Source organism: Pseudomonas sp. NFACC05-1 (assembly GCF_900100135.1).
Taxonomy (GTDB): Bacteria; Pseudomonadota; Gammaproteobacteria; order Pseudomonadales; family Pseudomonadaceae; genus Aquipseudomonas; species Aquipseudomonas fluorescens_Q.
Genome location: NZ_FMTR01000022.1, coordinates 53,431 through 69,456 on the forward strand (window position 1 = coordinate 53,431; position 16,026 = coordinate 69,456).

12 protein-coding genes are annotated in these 16,026 nt (G+C 58.7%); 5 read left to right on the forward strand and 7 right to left on the reverse strand.

The genetic code is table 11. From position 1 onward, the window contains the following. Positions 1-23: 23 nt before the first annotated feature. Positions 24-2,531 (forward strand): fimbria/pilus outer membrane usher protein, encoded by a 2,508-nt coding sequence (locus tag BLO97_RS24500; protein WP_092348615.1) that lies wholly within the window; start codon positions 24-26, stop codon positions 2,529-2,531. A 61-nt stretch (positions 2,532-2,592) separates the two neighbouring features. Next, positions 2,593-3,690: a fimbrial protein gene (locus BLO97_RS24505; RefSeq protein ID WP_170862032.1), complete on the forward strand. Its 1,098-nt coding sequence runs from the start codon at positions 2,593-2,595 to the stop codon at positions 3,688-3,690. A 44-nt stretch (positions 3,691-3,734) separates the two neighbouring features. Here BLO97_RS24505 and BLO97_RS24510 read toward each other — a convergent pair whose 3' ends face one another. From BLO97_RS24510 to BLO97_RS24520, 3 genes are all read right to left on the reverse strand, one after another. After that, positions 3,735-5,225, reverse strand: a complete 1,491-nt coding sequence (locus BLO97_RS24510; protein WP_139197727.1) for a hypothetical protein — start codon at positions 5,223-5,225, stop codon at positions 3,735-3,737. A 238-nt stretch (positions 5,226-5,463) separates the two neighbouring features. Continuing rightward, a complete protein-coding gene (locus tag BLO97_RS24515) occupies positions 5,464-7,674 on the reverse strand; it encodes an autotransporter outer membrane beta-barrel domain-containing protein (RefSeq protein ID WP_256572292.1) in 2,211 nt (736 codons plus the stop codon). Positions 7,675-7,901: 227 nt separating this feature from the next. Further along, positions 7,902-9,893 (reverse strand): hypothetical protein, encoded by a 1,992-nt coding sequence (locus BLO97_RS24520; RefSeq protein ID WP_092348627.1) that lies wholly within the window; start codon positions 9,891-9,893, stop codon positions 7,902-7,904. A 342-nt stretch (positions 9,894-10,235) separates the two neighbouring features. Here BLO97_RS24520 and BLO97_RS24525 point away from each other — a divergent pair, with 342 nt between their 5' ends. Next, positions 10,236-11,429 carry an MFS transporter gene (locus BLO97_RS24525; RefSeq protein ID WP_175489865.1) on the forward strand — a complete coding sequence of 398 codons (1,194 nt, stop codon included), beginning with the start codon at positions 10,236-10,238 and terminating at the stop codon, positions 11,427-11,429. Here the strand turns inward: BLO97_RS24525 and BLO97_RS24530 are convergent. Both BLO97_RS24530 and BLO97_RS24535 read right to left on the reverse strand, forming a co-directional pair. Then, positions 11,423-12,460 (reverse strand): alpha/beta hydrolase family protein, encoded by a 1,038-nt coding sequence (locus tag BLO97_RS24530; RefSeq protein WP_092348633.1) that lies wholly within the window; start codon positions 12,458-12,460, stop codon positions 11,423-11,425. The genes BLO97_RS24525 and BLO97_RS24530 overlap by 7 nt on opposite strands. A gap of 184 nt (positions 12,461-12,644) precedes the next feature. Beyond that, entirely contained in the window at positions 12,645-13,253 is a 609-nt protein-coding gene (locus BLO97_RS24535) for an FMN-dependent NADH-azoreductase (RefSeq protein WP_092142838.1), read from the reverse strand. 129 nt (positions 13,254-13,382) lie between these two features. Here BLO97_RS24535 and BLO97_RS24540 point away from each other — a divergent pair, with 129 nt between their 5' ends. Next, positions 13,383-14,291 (forward strand): LysR substrate-binding domain-containing protein, encoded by a 909-nt coding sequence (locus BLO97_RS24540; protein ID WP_072348841.1) that lies wholly within the window; start codon positions 13,383-13,385, stop codon positions 14,289-14,291. Next, positions 14,288-14,638 carry an MmcQ/YjbR family DNA-binding protein gene (locus BLO97_RS24545; RefSeq protein ID WP_013693486.1) on the forward strand — a complete coding sequence of 117 codons (351 nt, stop codon included), beginning with the start codon at positions 14,288-14,290 and terminating at the stop codon, positions 14,636-14,638. Before BLO97_RS24540 ends, BLO97_RS24545 begins: the two co-directional genes overlap by 4 nt. 4 nt (positions 14,639-14,642) lie before the next feature. Here the strand turns inward: BLO97_RS24545 and BLO97_RS24550 are convergent, their stop codons facing one another. Both BLO97_RS24550 and BLO97_RS24555 read right to left on the reverse strand, forming a co-directional pair. Then, complete coding sequence (locus BLO97_RS24550) at positions 14,643-15,062, reverse strand: DUF1294 domain-containing protein (RefSeq protein ID WP_092348636.1); 420 nt, start codon at positions 15,060-15,062, stop codon at positions 14,643-14,645. Continuing rightward, the gene (locus BLO97_RS24555; protein WP_063320894.1) at positions 15,059-15,889 is read right to left on the reverse strand and encodes an undecaprenyl-diphosphate phosphatase; all 831 of its coding nucleotides are present in this window, start codon (positions 15,887-15,889) and stop codon (positions 15,059-15,061) included. Before BLO97_RS24555 ends, BLO97_RS24550 begins: the two co-directional genes overlap by 4 nt. Positions 15,890-16,026: the final 137 nt, after the last annotated feature.

The window sequence follows — 16,026 nt, forward strand, 5'->3', positions numbered from 1 at the left end:
CCATGCGCTCTCGGACACTTTTAATGACTCGACTCTTGAAACGCTCGGGTATCGGCGGCGAAGCACGCCTGGCTCACTGGGTCGCCCTGGGTGCCAGTACGGCACTGCTCGATATCACACCCGCACTGGCCGATGCGACGGTTGAATTCCAATCCGGTTTCCTGCGCCAGCATCCGGAATACACCCGCGATGCCGGGGCATTGGCACTCAGTGCGCTGGGCCAAAGTCAGGACCTTGGACCGGGGCGCTATCGGGTCGAACTTCAAATCAACCGGCGCTCCTTTGGCCTGCGTGAGCTCGACTTCAGCCTCAGCCCCGAGGGCGACCTGCTGCCCTGCCTATCGTCCGATTTGCTTCAAGAGTTGGGCGTACGTCTCGACGGCCTGGCCGACAACCAAGCGCTGAACACCGACTGCATCGACCTGGCCAGCGTAATCCCCGGGGCCAATATCGAATTCGAAGGCGCCAAGCTGTGGTTGTCACTCTCGGTTCCTCAGATCGCCATGCGCAGGAATCAGTCAGGTTATGCCGACCCCGAGCGCTGGGATCACGGAATCAACGCGGCCTTTATCAATTACCAGGTGTCGGCGCAGCAGAGCAATCATCAACAAGGCGGCTCCAGCCAGAGTGATGACCTGTACCTCAACAGTGGGCTGAATCTGGGCGCCTGGCGTTTGCGCAGCAACCAGACGTTACGCCGCAACGAACAGAACCAACGCGAGTGGAGCAGCGCCTATACCTATGCCCAGCGCGATCTTCCCGGCTTGCAAGCCAATCTGACCCTGGGTGAAACCTTTACCCGGGGCGATGTGTTCAGGAGCCTGCCCATCAAGGGCGCGATCATTGCCTCGGACCCAGACATGCTGCCCGATGCCCTTCAGGGGTATGCCCCTGTCATACGAGGCGTGGCCCAGACGCGGGCCAAGCTCGAAGTCCTGCAAAACGGTTACCCGATCTACTCCACCTATGTCAGCCCCGGCGCTTATGAAATCGATGATCTCACTACCGTGGGCGGCAGCGGTGAACTGGAAATCGTATTAACCGAAGCCGATGGCCAGGTTCATCGCTACACGCAGCCTTACGCCACACTCAGCAATCTTTTGCGCGAAGGTCTCTGGCGTTACAGCGCGACAGTCGGGCATTACAACGCCATCAGCGAGGGTGACCACCCCCTGCTCTGGCAAGGTACGCTGGCCTGGGGGCTCGGCTGGAGCACGACGTTATATGGCGGCGCGATGGGCAGCGACTTTTATCGAGCCGTCACATTGGGGGCCTCCCGGGACTTGGGTGCGCTGGGCGCCCTGGCCTTGGACCTGAGTCACTCCGATACGCAGGCAAGCCAGGACGTGCAAGGCAAGAGTTACTCGGTCAAATACGGCAAATCATTCCAAAGCGGGACCCAGCTGCGTTTCGCTGGCTATCGCTATTCCACCGAGGGTTACCGCGATTTCGACGAAGCTGTGCGCGACCGCGAGCACGACGTCCGTTTTTTCGGCAGCCGACGCAGCCGTCTCGAAGCGGCAATCAACCAGAAAATCGGGAAACACAGCTCCGTCAACCTGACGTTCTCGCACCAGGATTACTGGCAAACGAATAACACCCAACGCCAGTTCCAGTTCAACTTCAATACCCAACACAAAGGCGTGACCTATAACGTCTATGCCTTGCAATCGCTCAGAGATAACGACAAACGCAACATGAGCGAGCAGCGCCAAATGGGGTTGAGCGTATCATTGCCGCTGGACTTCATGCCTTCGAGCACTGCCACGTTCGACGTACAGAACAACGCCGGACGCCATAGCCAGAGGGCCAGCCTGAGTGGTAACAGTCTTGAGAACCGGCTCAACTATCGAACCAGCATCAGCCACGACTCGCAACAGCGACAGTCAGCCGAGTTGGCTTTAGGTTATCAAGGGACCACTGGCAGCGTCGGCGCCGGGATCACTCAAAGCAGCCACTACCGCACGACCTCACTGAACGCCAGCGGCGCATTGCTGCTTCATGCCGATGGTATTGAAGCCGGCCCGTACCTGGGAGAAACGCTGGCCTTGGTTGAAGTACCGGATATCCCCGGTGTGGGAGTCAAGAACGCGACAGGCGTGAAAACCAACGCCCAAGGCTTCGCGCTGGTCCCTTACCTGCGGCCCTATCGAATGAACCAGGTGTCCCTGCAAACGGATGATTTGGGGCCTGAAATCGAGATCGACAATGGCACAGCGCAAGTCGTCCCACGCCGCGGGGCCGTGGTCAAGACCACCTTCACCGCGCGTACCATCAATCGCCTGCTGATCAGCGGGCAGACGGCTAACGGCCAGGCCCTGCCTTTCGGGGCTCAGGTCAGCGATGCCCAGGGCACTGTTCTGGGTACCGTGGGCCAGGCCGGCCAGGTATTGCTCTCTGTAGGGCCCGAGCCACAACAACTTAACGTGCGCTGGGCACCGGGCGACGCCCCTCAATGCCGGCTGGACGTCAATCCGCAGACGATGGAGCAGGTGCAGGGCTACCGCATTCAGGCGCTGACATGCCATTGACACGCGCCACCCAGCCACTGGCAAACAGCCTATTGTCATGCCCGATCCCACAGGAAACACCATGAAACAATCGACACGACTGCTGCTGACATCCCTGGTGCTGGTCACCGGCAGCCCGACTTCATCCGCATTCGCCGCCGCCGATACTTGCTGGTGGGAGGCCGGAAGTGGCCCCCTGAATTTCCAGCCTCAATTGGGCACGCTTTATGTCCCTCGGGACGCTGCCGTAGGAAGTGTCATCGGCACCTTGAACAAACACACCTTCACCAGCGGCGGTGGTTCGCAACTGGACTGCAGCGTCGATACCCCCGGCACCATCCTCAACTTCCAGGCCCAGCCAACCGCCCCGCTGTTCGCCGGCCAGTTGCCGCCGGTTGACGGGTTCGATGTGAACGGCAAGGTATTCAACACCAATGTTCCCGGCGTGGGCGCCTTGATCCGCCTGGATTTTCCCTTCGATGGCAGCGGCAACAACACCTTCATCCCCATCGGCGGACCGACCTATCGCCCGATCGTGCCCTTCGATGGCTATCAGGACCAGATCACCACGTTCATACGCTTTACACTGCGCAACCTGCGGACCTACACCACCCTGATCAAAACCGGCCCCATTCCGACCGGTCCCAACCCACTGGATGGCCGCGAACTGTTCAGCGGGACCTTTACCGGCGTCGGCAAAGGGTTCGGCGTAGGCCCCGTGGGCACGGTGATTCAGGCTCATTGCGGCATCTCGGGCAACCCGGTAAGCGTCAATCCAGTGCCACTAGGGACCTGGGACACCTCCGAGTTCACAGGCCCCGGCTTCGGCACAACCCTTGCGCCTTTTACCATCACGCTCAGCGCCTGCGAAGCCGACCCGTCAGATGGCAATATCGCCGTCGCAACGATCAAGCTCGATGGTGTTCTGGGGTCCGTCCCCGTCGATGAAAACAACGGCGTTTTCAGCCTGACCGCAGACTCTGGAGCATCGGGCGTAGGTGTTCAGATACTCAGGGGCGACGGCCTGACCCCTGTCGCACTGGGTATGGAGGTTCCCCTGGTGCCCATTACATCCGGCACGACGGTGCTGGACTTCAACGCACGCTTCTACCAGTTAGCGCCTCACGTCGGTCCCGGTGTGGCCAAAGGCGCGTTGAACTTCACCATGACCTACAAATGAGCGCGAGGCGCATCGCTGAAACGGTAATACCTCATGCTCAAGGGTCAGTTGGTTAATTGAGGATCTATGCTTGGAAAGTCGTGCCAGGTCTGCTTATTGTCAAAGCTGACCTTCGCGATGAAGGTGAGCTTTTCACCGATTTGAAATCTGCGAAGCTCCGTCTTGAGTATCTGTCCTGCTTGCATTTCACCCACCGAAGTCACAGGCTGAGCATCGAGAATCGTCACGGTGTGAGCGCCTCCCGCACTCAGCAATCCCCTCATCTCGACCCTGAGGAACTGTGACGTCGCCATGTACTTCCAGCTACCCAGCCTGAGAACAGCCGCCCCGCCCTCGGGAATGTTGGCCAAGCTCAACGTCGTCGCATTAAAACTGGTGGACTGAAGGACCGGCAACCCGCCGCTCAGGCTGGAGATCGTCAGGCTGTGCGTCTGAGACACAAGCGGTGTGGGAATATTGGGACCGGTCACCTCGAAGATTATCGGTATGTTTTTTCGCAGGTTTCGGGCGACATACTCCTTGGGAATGCGGTACTCCCGCCCTCCTGTGACGATGGGTGTGTCAGCGCGATAGAATCCGAAACCACCTTCTTCACCAAACAGTACGGCGGCGGTCTCCGTATCCGAGATGATCGCGTTTTGAGGGATGGCAACAATGACGCCATTATTAACGACAGCCGCAAGGTTCGGATCGAGCCGACTGGCCTGCGGGTTGCCGGAGGCTTCTCTCACCCATGGATAGGACAGATCACGCGGTGTCGGTGCAGCCTTCACATCCAGCTCAACCCGCCCCGACAACTCACTGATGTTCCCCGCCCGGTCTTCGACACGATATCGCGCATACCCCACACGATCGCCAAAGTCGAGAAACGCCTGCCCCTCATACACGCCCTCAAGAACGTTGGGTACCGGGTGCGGAACAGTCAATTCACCGACCTTTAGCTGATCTGGCTCTCCGGTTCCGTTTTTTTCGTTCAAATACAAGGTAATGATATCGCCGACCTTGGGGCCACCCCGCTGCTCATCATAACGGGGGATACCGACCTTCACTTGATTGTTGTTCTGCTCTAGATACTGGGCCGTTACCCCACCTGTCAGGACCGCTTCAGGAAACTGCGCAAGGTCGTCGGTCTGGTTGAGCAGCGGCTTGAGGGTATCGATGGTCAGGGTAAGATCAAAAGAGTCAGCCTCGGCCAGGTTGTACAGGTGTAGAAAATAATAAAGTGAATGTACACCATGGATGAGTAAATGGACGGGAACATAAAATACCCGATCCGCGTCGGGCACCTCGGCGGTCCAGGTCTTTGTTTCCAGATCATCGTCTCCCCAATACAGCGTGACCCACTCCGGCTCATGGGGCTTGGGACAGGAATTCAACCACTTGGGAATAGTGATGGGCAAGGGCGCTACCAGGGCGCTCTTATGCAGCAGATTGGTTTCGCCTCCGTCGATATTAGGCAACGCCACGACCGTAGGCGGATCGTAAATCGGGACTTGGTTTTTGCCGAACGTACTGGAGTTTTTCGAATTTGACATCATGGACCCTCCTATCAACACATGAGTAACCACGCCTCCAAAGCCACTACTGTCCAGAGAAGCCCATTAGATTCCAAAACCAAACCGTTGAGTACTAACAGAACTGCTCAGTTGACAGACTCCAAAAAAGAGTTCATGAAAAATGAAACAAGGACCGTTACGGTCCTTGCTCGTTTGACTAACCCTCATACCGTCTCGTGAAAACAATCCACGGAGCTGACCTTTTAAACAAAGCTGATCAGAACTTGTATTCCACGCCGAAGTTTACTCCCCATGGCTGATCAATCTTTTTGCCTTGGCTGTAATCGACGTCGGCGTGCACTTGCACTTTATCCGCGACTTTCATGGCAACGCCACCTCCCAACTCCAGGCGAGAACCGGAAAGGTCATTGTTGAAGCTTGTGCTATTGACCTTGACCTGATTGTCTTTGGCGAACTCGTTGACCAGCGCTGCCTTGACGTAAGGCTGAAGCATCTGCCCATTACCCAGGTCGATATCCCGACCGGCACTTGCACCCACTTTGCCCAGCAAGGAATAACTCCGGTTGCCATCGGCAGCCATGCCATTATCCAATTGGTAACGTTTGCCCTGAACCGCCAGCGCCGAGACTTGCCCAAAAGGCTCGATGAAATAACCGTCGTCCAACTTGATATGCCGACCAAACTCCAGCGTGGTGCCCAATCCATGTGTGTTGTACCGCCCCTTGGCCTGTGCCCCGTCACTGAGACTGACCTTGGACTCATTTTGGAAGCGGTTGAACTTGAGCACGCCGTCGAAGTAGTAACCGCTCTCGGCGTCCAGCCAAGTGGCGTAAGAACCGACATAAAAGCTGTTGACCGTGCCCGAGGTCCCGTGAATCAGGTCCAGGTCGGACCGGCTATAACCACCCATCAGGCCAAACACCCACTGTCCATCCCCAACTGACGGCACGGGGGTATCCACACCAAAAGCCAATCCCTGCTGGGTCTGCCTATAGGCCATTCCGGAGTCGGCGGAAACGTCGAAGCGGTTGCCATACGCCCGCATCCAGCCGCCAGACTGCCCCTGGTTCATCCGCACTTCGCCCATGCGCGAACGCAACGTGCTCAGTTCGCCATACCAGACCGTACGCGAGGCATCGAACAGCGCCAGAACCGACGCCGTACCAGGACTGATGGTTTTGCTCGCACCATCGAGATACCAGTCATTGGCGCCATCCTTGAGCAAATCATAAGAATAAGTACCCAAGTCTACCCGGCCATTGATCAACGAGAACGCAGCATCGCCGCTGGCTGCGTGGACGACATGGATGCGCTGGTTGGCCAGCGTCGGCTCCACACCGGTACTGGCCACGTCAAGCGTATGAGTACCGGTTGCTGTCCCCGTGATATTCAGAAAATCGGCTTGCCCGTTGGAAAAATCCGCATGCATGATGAAGTTGCCGTTACCGCTGAGATTCTCCACCGACAAGGTATAGAAACTGCCAGGCTGACCAAACTGAACCTCCCCCCCTGCCATCGACAGATTCTTTAGCTGACTGTCTTCGACCATGACCCATTTGCCCGAGCTGTTGACCGCCAGGGTATCGACGTTCTCCAGGCGCCCGGTCAAGGTGGCGAAGTTGCTCAAGGCCACCTTCGCGATACTGCCCGCTTCGGCCACCACATCACCGAGCAGAACGCTGTTATCGACATTCAGCGCCGCCATGCCATCGTTCGTAACTTGCAGCATCACACCATCGCTGCCCTTGAGGGTCGAGCCATTGCTCACGTCGATCACCGCTTCGCGATCAGGGAGTCCGGCAACGCTGCTCACGACGATGGCCGCACCATTCAGGCCTTCGACATGGCTGGCATCCAGCGTTAGCTGGTTTCCCTTTACCGAAGAGATGTCATTACGCAAGACAACACCGTTCTGACCGCCCGTGATTCGGGTGTTGTTGCTGGCCTGGACCGTGCCACCGAAACTGACGATACCCGTGCCCGTGGCACCCGTTGCAGTCACCGTGGCGTTGCTCAGCGTCAGCTCACTTGCAGCACTGAGGGAGGCGCCGCGGGTGCCGCCGATGAGCGAGCTGTCCGTGACCGTGGCTTTGGCCCCCAACACATTGCCCGTCAAGGCCAGCGCTATACCGTTGCTGGTCACGGTGCTGTTGGCGGCAATGTTTGCAGCACTATCGACCAACTGCACGCCGTTACTGGATCCACCTGTGACTGTCGTGCCATTTAGATTGACCGTGCCACCGATAGCCACCTGAATATCCTGGGTGGAGGCACCATTGGCGGTCAGGGTGGAGTTACCAAACAGCTGATAATTGTCGGGACGGCCCCCAGCGCCAATGGTCAGGTCTTCGTCCGTCAATGTACGGGCCTGAGTGAATTGACAGACCATGATAAACGGGGCAACGGAGGCCAGCGCAAGACACCGCGATATAGGGTTTAATGCAAACGTGCGATTGGAAAATATCATGCTTGATTCCCTGGAGAAGGAAAGTTAATTCCAAGTGTCATATCCAGGCTAGCAACTCGCCGGGCAACACTTAATACGGCCGGCGAGTCTATAGATTAGCCCTGTGGGCATATGTAGGACTTTTCTGATTCTCTACCGACAACTCCTTCTTTGATCACGCAAAAGTAAACAGACCTAACTCCAGCGGCAAAGGGGTCGCACCTTCACCGCCGGATACGTGATGATGATCAAGGGAGTGGGCACGAGCCGTTACCTAGGAACATGGTCACCCGCGCCTCGCTCTCCTCAGAAGTAATCGTCTCTCCATCTACAACATAGGAGTAGGTGATTCGCCCTCGCCCCTCACTGCCCCCCGGACCAAATGGGTCATACGTGGGCAGAAGGTGCTTTTCGTAGGGTTTTACCAGCCAGATGAAGCCTGTCACCGGCCAGGTTGTGTCATCCAGGGTGACCGGTTCATCCTTCTCGGCCCCATCGATCGGCGTTTCTCCAGCAGTACCCGCCAGCGCGACCCAGTGCAAGGTCACCACATCCCCGATGCCCAAGTTGTAAGGCGGGCCCGATAGATCAGGCACTTGCACACGAATGGCGTAGTCGGGACCATAGAGCGAATCGCAATTCAAGAACGGGCCACTTTTATCGGGAAAGGTCGGCGCAGCGGGCTTGAAGATGACCGCGTTCACCTCGACCGGCGTGTCGTCCGAACGTTGGCGGTTGGGAGAGTTGGGAGAATTGATCCAGTACCACACCGGCACCTCGTCGCCATTGCCGCCCCTGTGGATGTAGGGCCACGGAATGACTTGCGTTTTTTCATAGCCCTCTTTATCAGTGGGCAAGACCGTATAATCGGCTTCGACGACGTGCTCGCCGTTCCAGTAAATCTTTACGATTTCGTCCGCCTGCACATTCGGGTACAACTTAAATACAAAGTTGGCATTTTTATTATTGTGCGCTCGGGTCAAAACGTTAGGCGTTGTTGAATTCTCGCCAAAGACGTCACCCAATGGGATGTCACCATTGATCGGATCAGGCCAAGGATCGGTGGGCGTGGGCCCCGGTAGCCAAAAATTGGTCACGACCGTAATCCCTGTTTCAATGTCCGAACCATAAGGCTCCGTGCCTCGCAATACGCGATAACTTACTTGAATACTAATCGGCCCGGTCGCAGCGCCGTATTCGCTTCGCAGCACGTCGGGGTCGATGCGGATGCTCTTGGTTGGGGCCAAACCCATGGTTTCCAAAGGAAGCACTGTCGTTCCCCAGGTCACCTCAATGTAATCGGTCCCCTTTCGCCCCGTATAGGTTTTGACGACTGCATCCACGCCATCCAGAGCATCTTGAAAATCGAGGAACCCCTTGAATGTCGCTTGCGGTACTTCGACTCTTTGAAGATCAGGGGGCGGCCAAGTGCCCAAGGCCACGCCCAAGCGGGTTAGGTCAGACAGCGGAGTGCGATTCTGCGCTTTGTCGCGCAGTGCATACACCGCATAGCAGCCACCATCCCCCACCCTCTGAATGACGTCGACAGGTATCCGTAATGTCAGGTCATTCGGTACAAAACCTGTGACCGTAGGCGGGGTACCGGGCAGGTTATCCGGCAACGGGAGTGTTCCGTAATACAGAAAATATTCATCGCTTGCCGCGCGGTCGTCATATTCGTCAAGGATCGCCGGAACCCCAAGAGGATTAGCCGCCAAAACAGCATCGGTGATGGGAGACGTAATGGTTAACGGTTCGGGCTCCTTATGGTTATAGGGGGGCGTGCTATCGAAAATACGAGTGGTGGGTAGTGACTTGTCGTGGGCGAAGTTGTAACTATATAAACGCGCTCTGAATGTATAAACGCCATCGATGGCAAAGTGCTTGCGCTCAAGGGTCAGTTCAAACGGAAAAGCGGTTTGCGGGTCGACCGGATAAGAAAAGCTTCTTTCAGCAACGTCTTCATAGTCTGCTTCAGCAGGCGTCGCACCCGAAGCGAACTGCAAATACATGATCGACTCATCATTCGGAAGTGCCGGCAAGTCAGAGAAACCCAAGAATTTGACTTGCAGATCCCTATCCAGATCTTCGCCATGGAGCGTACCGTCTGTGCTATCAACCACCCTGGCCAGAAGCTCAGGAGGATCCAAAGCCTTGGGCCCTGAATGCTGTTCACGTCGCTGCGCGAGGTAGTCAATACGAGCCTGCGCCGCACTGGTTTTCTTGTCCACGCTTGCCATATCCGATTCTCCTGATATTCAGACCGTCGTGATTGGAGCTACCGCCGTAAAGCTCGGCACACAATGCCCATGGACATCTCGAAGCGTTTCACATCGACCAATAGGGCCTGCGACTGATTGAACGCCCTCTTTCATATCTTGGATACTGTCAGAGTTGACAGGTCGTCCTTTTACAGAGCCCGAGCAGCGACTGCCCGCCAGAAAAGCCGGGGGTTCAAACCAAGGGACTATTCGCCAAGCCCGGGCCGCATCCCGTGCCAGCACATTTAGTTAGCCTGCTTTCTTTTATCCTCACCTCGCGCCATGATGAGGCTCTCTTACCGCCGCCCGCGAACGAGCCCCATGCCCACGCCCTCCTCTGCTCCCAGTTCCTTGTCGATCACCCTGCAGATCGTCTCCATCGTTTTCTACACCTTCATCGCCTTTCTCTGCATCGGCCTGCCGATTGCCGTGCTGCCCGGGTATGTGCACGAACAGCTGGGCTTCAGCGCGGTGGTGGCCGGGTTGACCATCGGTTCACAGTACTTGGCGACCCTGCTCAGCCGTCCCATGGCCGGGCGGCTGTCGGACAGCGTCGGCACCAAGCGCGCCATCGTCTACGGGCTGTCGGGGATTGTGCTCAGCGGCGTGCTGACGCTGCTCTCGACCTTGCTGCAAAGCTATCCCCTGCCCAGCCTGTTGATTCTGATTGTTGGGCGCCTGCTGCTTGGCGTGGCCCAAGGGCTGATTGGCGTGGGCACCATCAGTTGGTGCATGGGCCAGGTGGGTGTGGAGCACACGGCCCGCTCGATCTCCTGGAACGGCATCGCCTCGTACGGGGCCATCGCTATTGGCGCGCCGTTGGGGGTGGTGATGGTCAGTGAATTGGGTTTTGCCAGCCTGGGTATTGCATTGTCGCTGCTGGCCGGGGCGGCGCTGTTGATCATTCGCAACAAGCCGTCGGTGCCGGTCATTCGTGGCGAGCGCTTGCCTTTCTGGGCGGTGTTTGGGCGCATTGCGCCGTTCGGGGCGGGCCTGAGCCTCGCGTCGATCGGCTACGGCACGCTCACCACGTTCATCACATTGTTCTATATCAGTCGCGGCTGGACCGGCGCGGCGTGGTGCCTGACGGTATTCGGCGTCTGCTTCATCCTCGCGCGGTTGCTGTTCATTTCCAGCATTGCCCGTTTCGGCGGCTTCAACTCGGCCATTGCCTGCATGAGCATCGAAACCCTCGGGCTGGTATTGCTGTGGCTGGCGCCGTCCACCGCGTTCGCCCTGGTCGGTGCTGGGCTGGCCGGTTTCGGGCTATCGTTGGTATACCCGGCGCTGGGGGTGGAGGCCATCAAGCAAGTGCCGAACACCAGTCGCGGCGCCGGCTTGAGCGCCTATGCGGTGTTCTTTGACCTGGCGCTGGCGATTGCCGGTCCGCTGATGGGGGCGGTGGCGTTGAACCTGGGCTATTCGTCGATCTTCTTCTGCGCCGCCTTGTTGTCCGTCACTGGACTGGGATTGACTCTGCTGCTGCGTCGCCGAGCTATAAACACACCTTATTGATCGGCTGTCCTCATCCCCGCCCGGGTTGGCTTGCCCAAGGCCTCGCCGAAGAAGCGACTGGCCTCGGAAATCATGGTGCGGTGGATGTCCTTGCGGTCGACACCGTCAGCGTCCGTGCAGAGCGCGGGCATCGCGGCGATCTGCTCATCGGTGCAGGGTGCGAGGAAGACAAAATGGCCTGCGCCGGCCAAGGTCTTGAAATCCGGTGCGCTGGGCAGCTTGCGGGCCAGAGCGGCAGCATTCTTGTCGAAAGCCACGATTTTGTCGCCATCGCCGCTGTACAGCAACACCGGCACATGGACATCGGCCAACGTATGACGACCGAATTTGAGGCTCAACGGTGCCATCAGCAGCAGCGCCCGGACCCTGGGGTCGGCCACGGGTTGCAGGTCATCGCGGTCGGCAATCAGTTCGCCCTGAGTGTTGCAGGCGTCACGATCGTCCGGCCGTTCCACGCAGTAGCGGCGCAGGCGATTGAGGTCCGGCGTCGCACCGGACAGGATCAGCGCGGTTTCACCACCGGCCGAATAGCCGATCACCCCGACCTGCCCGGCGCTGACGAACGGCGACAGTATCGGGTCGTTGAGCGTGGCGGTGATGGCTTCGGAAATCTGGATCGGCCGGCCGTACAGGTTGCTCAGGGTGCCAAGCCGGCTGTGATCCTGGGCATTGTCGCCGGGATGAATCACCGCCACCACGACAAACCCCTTGCGTGCCAGGGAGGTGGCCAGGTCATGCAGGGCCAACGGCGTGCCGGTGTTGCCATGGGACAACATCAATAGCGGGAAGCGGCCGATGGCGATCTGGGCGTCCGGCGCGGCATCGATCTGGTAGCCACCCAGCAGGCTGGATTGTTCCCGGTCGGTGGACGGATAGAAGGCGATGGCGTGCATCGGTTGCTGATCCAGCGGATCGAGAAAACTCAGCTCATGGAAACCGGCGCTCCAATGCGGATGTGGGCCCGGTGCGGCCTGCACTGGACCGAGACTGGCAAACAAGCAAAGCAGCAGCGCCGCACCAAAACGTATCATCGAATCATCCACCTTCACCAGCGCACGGGAAGGCCCCGTCGCTCGCACGCTTGGCCGTGCATATCCTGCGCCAGAATCCTCGGCGCCGAATGCAGTAAAACCCTGCATCCCGACCATCCAATGACGACGAGAATACAGGGTTTTACGAAGGTTGCCCGAAGCGCTTGCTGCCTTTACGCAGGTTTTACGCAGCGGCGAACTGTTCGCCGATCTGCGCCTGGGCTTCGTTCATGCCCTTATTGCGCATGTCATCGCCCTTGGCCAGCCCTTCCGCACGGACGAATTCGATGTCGGTGATGCCCAGGAAACCGAACATCACCTTCAGGTATTCCTCGTGCCCCACGCTGCTTGGCTGGCCGGCATGCAAGCCACCCGCGGTGGAAACGATCACCAGCTTCTTGCCACCGCACAGGCCTTCGAAGCCAGCTTCGGTGTAGCGGAACGTCTGGCCGGCCACGGCAATGCGGTCGATCCAAGCCTTGAGTTGGGTCGGAATGCTGAAGTTGTACATTGGCGCGGCGATGACCAGCGCATCCGCCGCCTGGAACTCTGCCATTGTCTCGGTGCTAAGGTCGGCTTCGTACTTGAGCGCAGCGTCACGCAATTCGGCGCTGGTACCGGCGGCAACCAGCGTCTGGGCGGAAAAATGGCTGATGGCGTCGGCGGCCAGGTCACGGTAAGTAACGGTGATGCCTGGCTCGGCAACTTTCCAGGCTTCAACCACTTGACGGCTCAATTGGCGGGAAGCGGAGTTGTCACCGAGGATGCTCGAATCGATGTGCAGTAGTTTCATATCAATGCTCTCCAAATGAGGACCGCAACCGGGCGATCAATTGGCGACCATCCTACATATGAGACCAATTATCGATAAGTCAGCATAAATGCGATAGTTTGTCCCATTGACAGGACAATCGAGTTCAACATGCAAGACCTCAATGACTTGTATTACTTCGCCAAAGTCGTCGAAGCCGGCGGTTTCGCGGCGGCTGGGCGCGCGCTGGGCATTCCCAAGTCGCGGTTGTCGCGGCGTATCGCCGAGCTGGAAGAACGCCTCGGCGCCCGGTTGCTCCAGCGCACCACCCGCCAATTGAAATTGACCGCGGTCGGCGAACGTTATCTGCGCCATTGCCAGGCCATGTTGCTGGAGGCCGAGATGGCCGACGAGGCAGTGGCGAGCATGTCCAGCGAACCCCGCGGCCGACTGCGGGTGTCGAGTCCGGTGGGCTTGGCCCACCAGTTCCTGCCGGCGATAATCGAAACCTTCCTGGTGAAATACCCTTTGGTGCAACTGGATATGACCCTGCTCAACCGGCGGGTGGACTTGATCGGCGAAGGCATCGATGTGGCGTTGCGCGTGCGCGATCTGGGGGACGAGGATCCCTTGCTGATGACCCGGCGCCTGCGCCAGGCGCGACTGATGATGGTTGCCAGCCCGGCCTTTGTCGCAGGACGGCGGATCGAAACCCCGGACGATCTCAAGCAACTGCCGGTGCTGGGGGCATTGGAAGCCGATCGCCAGGTGCACCTGCGCCTGGTCAGCGCCGATGGGCAGCGGGTGGAACTGAGCCTGGAAGCCCGCCTGGGCATCGACGACTTCATTGTGCGCCGGGCCTGCACCCTCGCCGGCCTGGGCTTCACCTTATTGCCGAGCATGTATTGCGAGCAGGAATTGCAGGACGGCACACTGGTGGAACTCTTGCCTGGATGGTCATCGCCCGATGGCTGGCTCCAGGCGGTCTACCCGCATCGGCGTGGCGTGCTGCCAGCGGTGCGTGCATGGATCGATCATTTGGTGGAAGCCTTCGAGGGCTGTGGAGATAGAACGATATGAGGTTGAGCGAAGAGGATGTCGCGCAGTTTTGCCTGGGCCTGCCCGGCGCCAGGGAGGACTACAAATGGGGCGGCGTGCGGGTGTTTTCCATTGCTGGGAACAAGATGTTCGCCCTGCAGGGCCTGCGAGGCGACTCGCTGGCGTTCAAGGTCGACAAGGATCTGTTCCTGGGCCATTGCGACCGACCGGGCATTCACCCCGCGCCTTACCTGGCGCGGGCCCAGTGGGTCATCATGCAAGTGCCCTACCCGCTGGGGGCCGAAGAGTTGCGTGGCCTGCTGCAACGCTCACACCAATTGGTGGTCAGCAAATTGCCCAAGCGCACCCAGGTGGGCTTGTTGCTCTAGTCATTCAGAACAGATAGCTGCCCAGGAACAACTGGTCGATCCAGAACACCTGGTGCAACAGCACGATGAACCAGAACACGACCTGAAACGACACTTTGCGAGTCTTGTGGCGAAACAGCTGCTGGGCCAGCAAGGCTCCGGGCCAACCGCCGGCCAGCTCCACCGCATGCAGCACATTCTCCGGGGTGCGCCAGGTGTCGGCGCGCGCCTTGCGCTTGTCGCTCCAGTACAGCAGGAATGCCACCACGCTGACGCCGCCATAAGCCACCATCGGCACCCACGACACCGCCCGCAGCCCCAACAGGAGCGAACCGAACAACGGCAAGGCACAGAGCAGCGCAAACAGCATCAGTTTGAGCCGCAGGTGCTGCACGGTGCCTTCAGCATTGCGCCCGGCGTGTTTGCGGCTGCGTGATTGGTTCATGGCTTGGCAGCGGTCCAGTCCACCCAGCCGAACTGCCAGGTTGCCAGGATCAACAGGCCGAAGGCGATTCGATACCAGGCGAACACGGCGTAGCTGTGGCTGGCGATGAATCGCAGCAGGCCCTTGACCGCAATCATGGCGAAAATGAACGCGGTGACGAAGCCAATGGCGAACACCGGGAAATCCGCCGGGACGAACAGTTCACGGTATTTGTAGCCCGAGTAGACCGCCGCGCCAACCATGGTCGGCATCGCCAGGAAGAACGAAAACTCGGTAGCGGTTTTACGCGACAGCCCGAACAGCAGGCCACCAATGATGGTCGCGCCGGAACGGGAGGTGCCTGGGATCATCGCAATGCATTGGGCCAGGCCGACCTTCAGGGCATCTTTCCAGGAGATCTCGTCCACCGTTGCGGCGTGCACCTGGTGCTGGCGCTTCTCGGCCCAGAGCATCACCAGGCCGCCCACCACCAACGCGGTGGCCACCGTGACCGGGTTGAACAGGTAGTGGTGGATCCAGTCGGCGAACAGCACGCCCAAGACCACGGCGGGCAGGAAGGCGATCAGCAGGTTGGCGGTAAAGCGGCGGGCGCTGGGCTGCGTCGGCAGGCCCAGCACCACGTCAAAGATCTTGCGGCGAAACTCCCAGACCACCGCCAGGATCGCGCCGAGCTGGATGATAATGTTGAACGCCATCGCACGCTCACCGCCGAACTCGAGCAGGTCAGCGACAATGATCTGGTGTCCCGTGCTGGAAATCGGCAGAAACTCCGTCAAGCCTTCTACTACGCCAAGAATCAGTGCCGAAAAGGCGGTCCACAAATCCATTCATCCCCCAAAAAAGACGCTGTTCATGCAGGTCTTATCAATATTCAAGTGTCATGCAGGTCCCCCGCAGCGGGTGCACGATAACCGCGACCTTTCAAAAAAAACCAATGAAAAATGAGAACCGGCTCAGGTTTTGC

Bases quoted from the DNA above. Each gene is read 5' to 3' on its own strand.
- BLO97_RS24555 (WP_063320894.1), bottom strand. From the start codon at position 15,889: ATGGATTTGTGGACCGCCTTTTCGGCACTGATTCTTGGCGTAGTAGAA.
- BLO97_RS24545 (WP_013693486.1), top strand. From the start codon at position 14,288: ATGAGGTTGAGCGAAGAGGATGTCGCGCAGTTTTGCCTGGGCCTGCCC.
- BLO97_RS24505 (WP_170862032.1), top strand. From the start codon at position 2,593: ATGAAACAATCGACACGACTGCTGCTGACATCCCTGGTGCTGGTCACC.
- BLO97_RS24510 (WP_139197727.1), bottom strand. From the start codon at position 5,225: ATGTCAAATTCGAAAAACTCCAGTACGTTCGGCAAAAACCAAGTCCCG.
- BLO97_RS24515 (WP_256572292.1), bottom strand. From the start codon at position 7,674: ATGATATTTTCCAATCGCACGTTTGCATTAAACCCTATATCGCGGTGT.
- BLO97_RS24525 (WP_175489865.1), top strand. From the start codon at position 10,236: ATGCCCACGCCCTCCTCTGCTCCCAGTTCCTTGTCGATCACCCTGCAG.
- BLO97_RS24520 (WP_092348627.1), bottom strand. From the start codon at position 9,893: ATGGCAAGCGTGGACAAGAAAACCAGTGCGGCGCAGGCTCGTATTGAC.
- BLO97_RS24550 (WP_092348636.1), bottom strand. From the start codon at position 15,062: ATGAACCAATCACGCAGCCGCAAACACGCCGGGCGCAATGCTGAAGGC.
- BLO97_RS24540 (WP_072348841.1), top strand. From the start codon at position 13,383: ATGCAAGACCTCAATGACTTGTATTACTTCGCCAAAGTCGTCGAAGCC.
- BLO97_RS24535 (WP_092142838.1), bottom strand. From the start codon at position 13,253: ATGAAACTACTGCACATCGATTCGAGCATCCTCGGTGACAACTCCGCT.
- BLO97_RS24500 (WP_092348615.1), top strand. From the start codon at position 24: ATGACTCGACTCTTGAAACGCTCGGGTATCGGCGGCGAAGCACGCCTG.
- BLO97_RS24530 (WP_092348633.1), bottom strand. From the start codon at position 12,460: ATGATACGTTTTGGTGCGGCGCTGCTGCTTTGCTTGTTTGCCAGTCTC.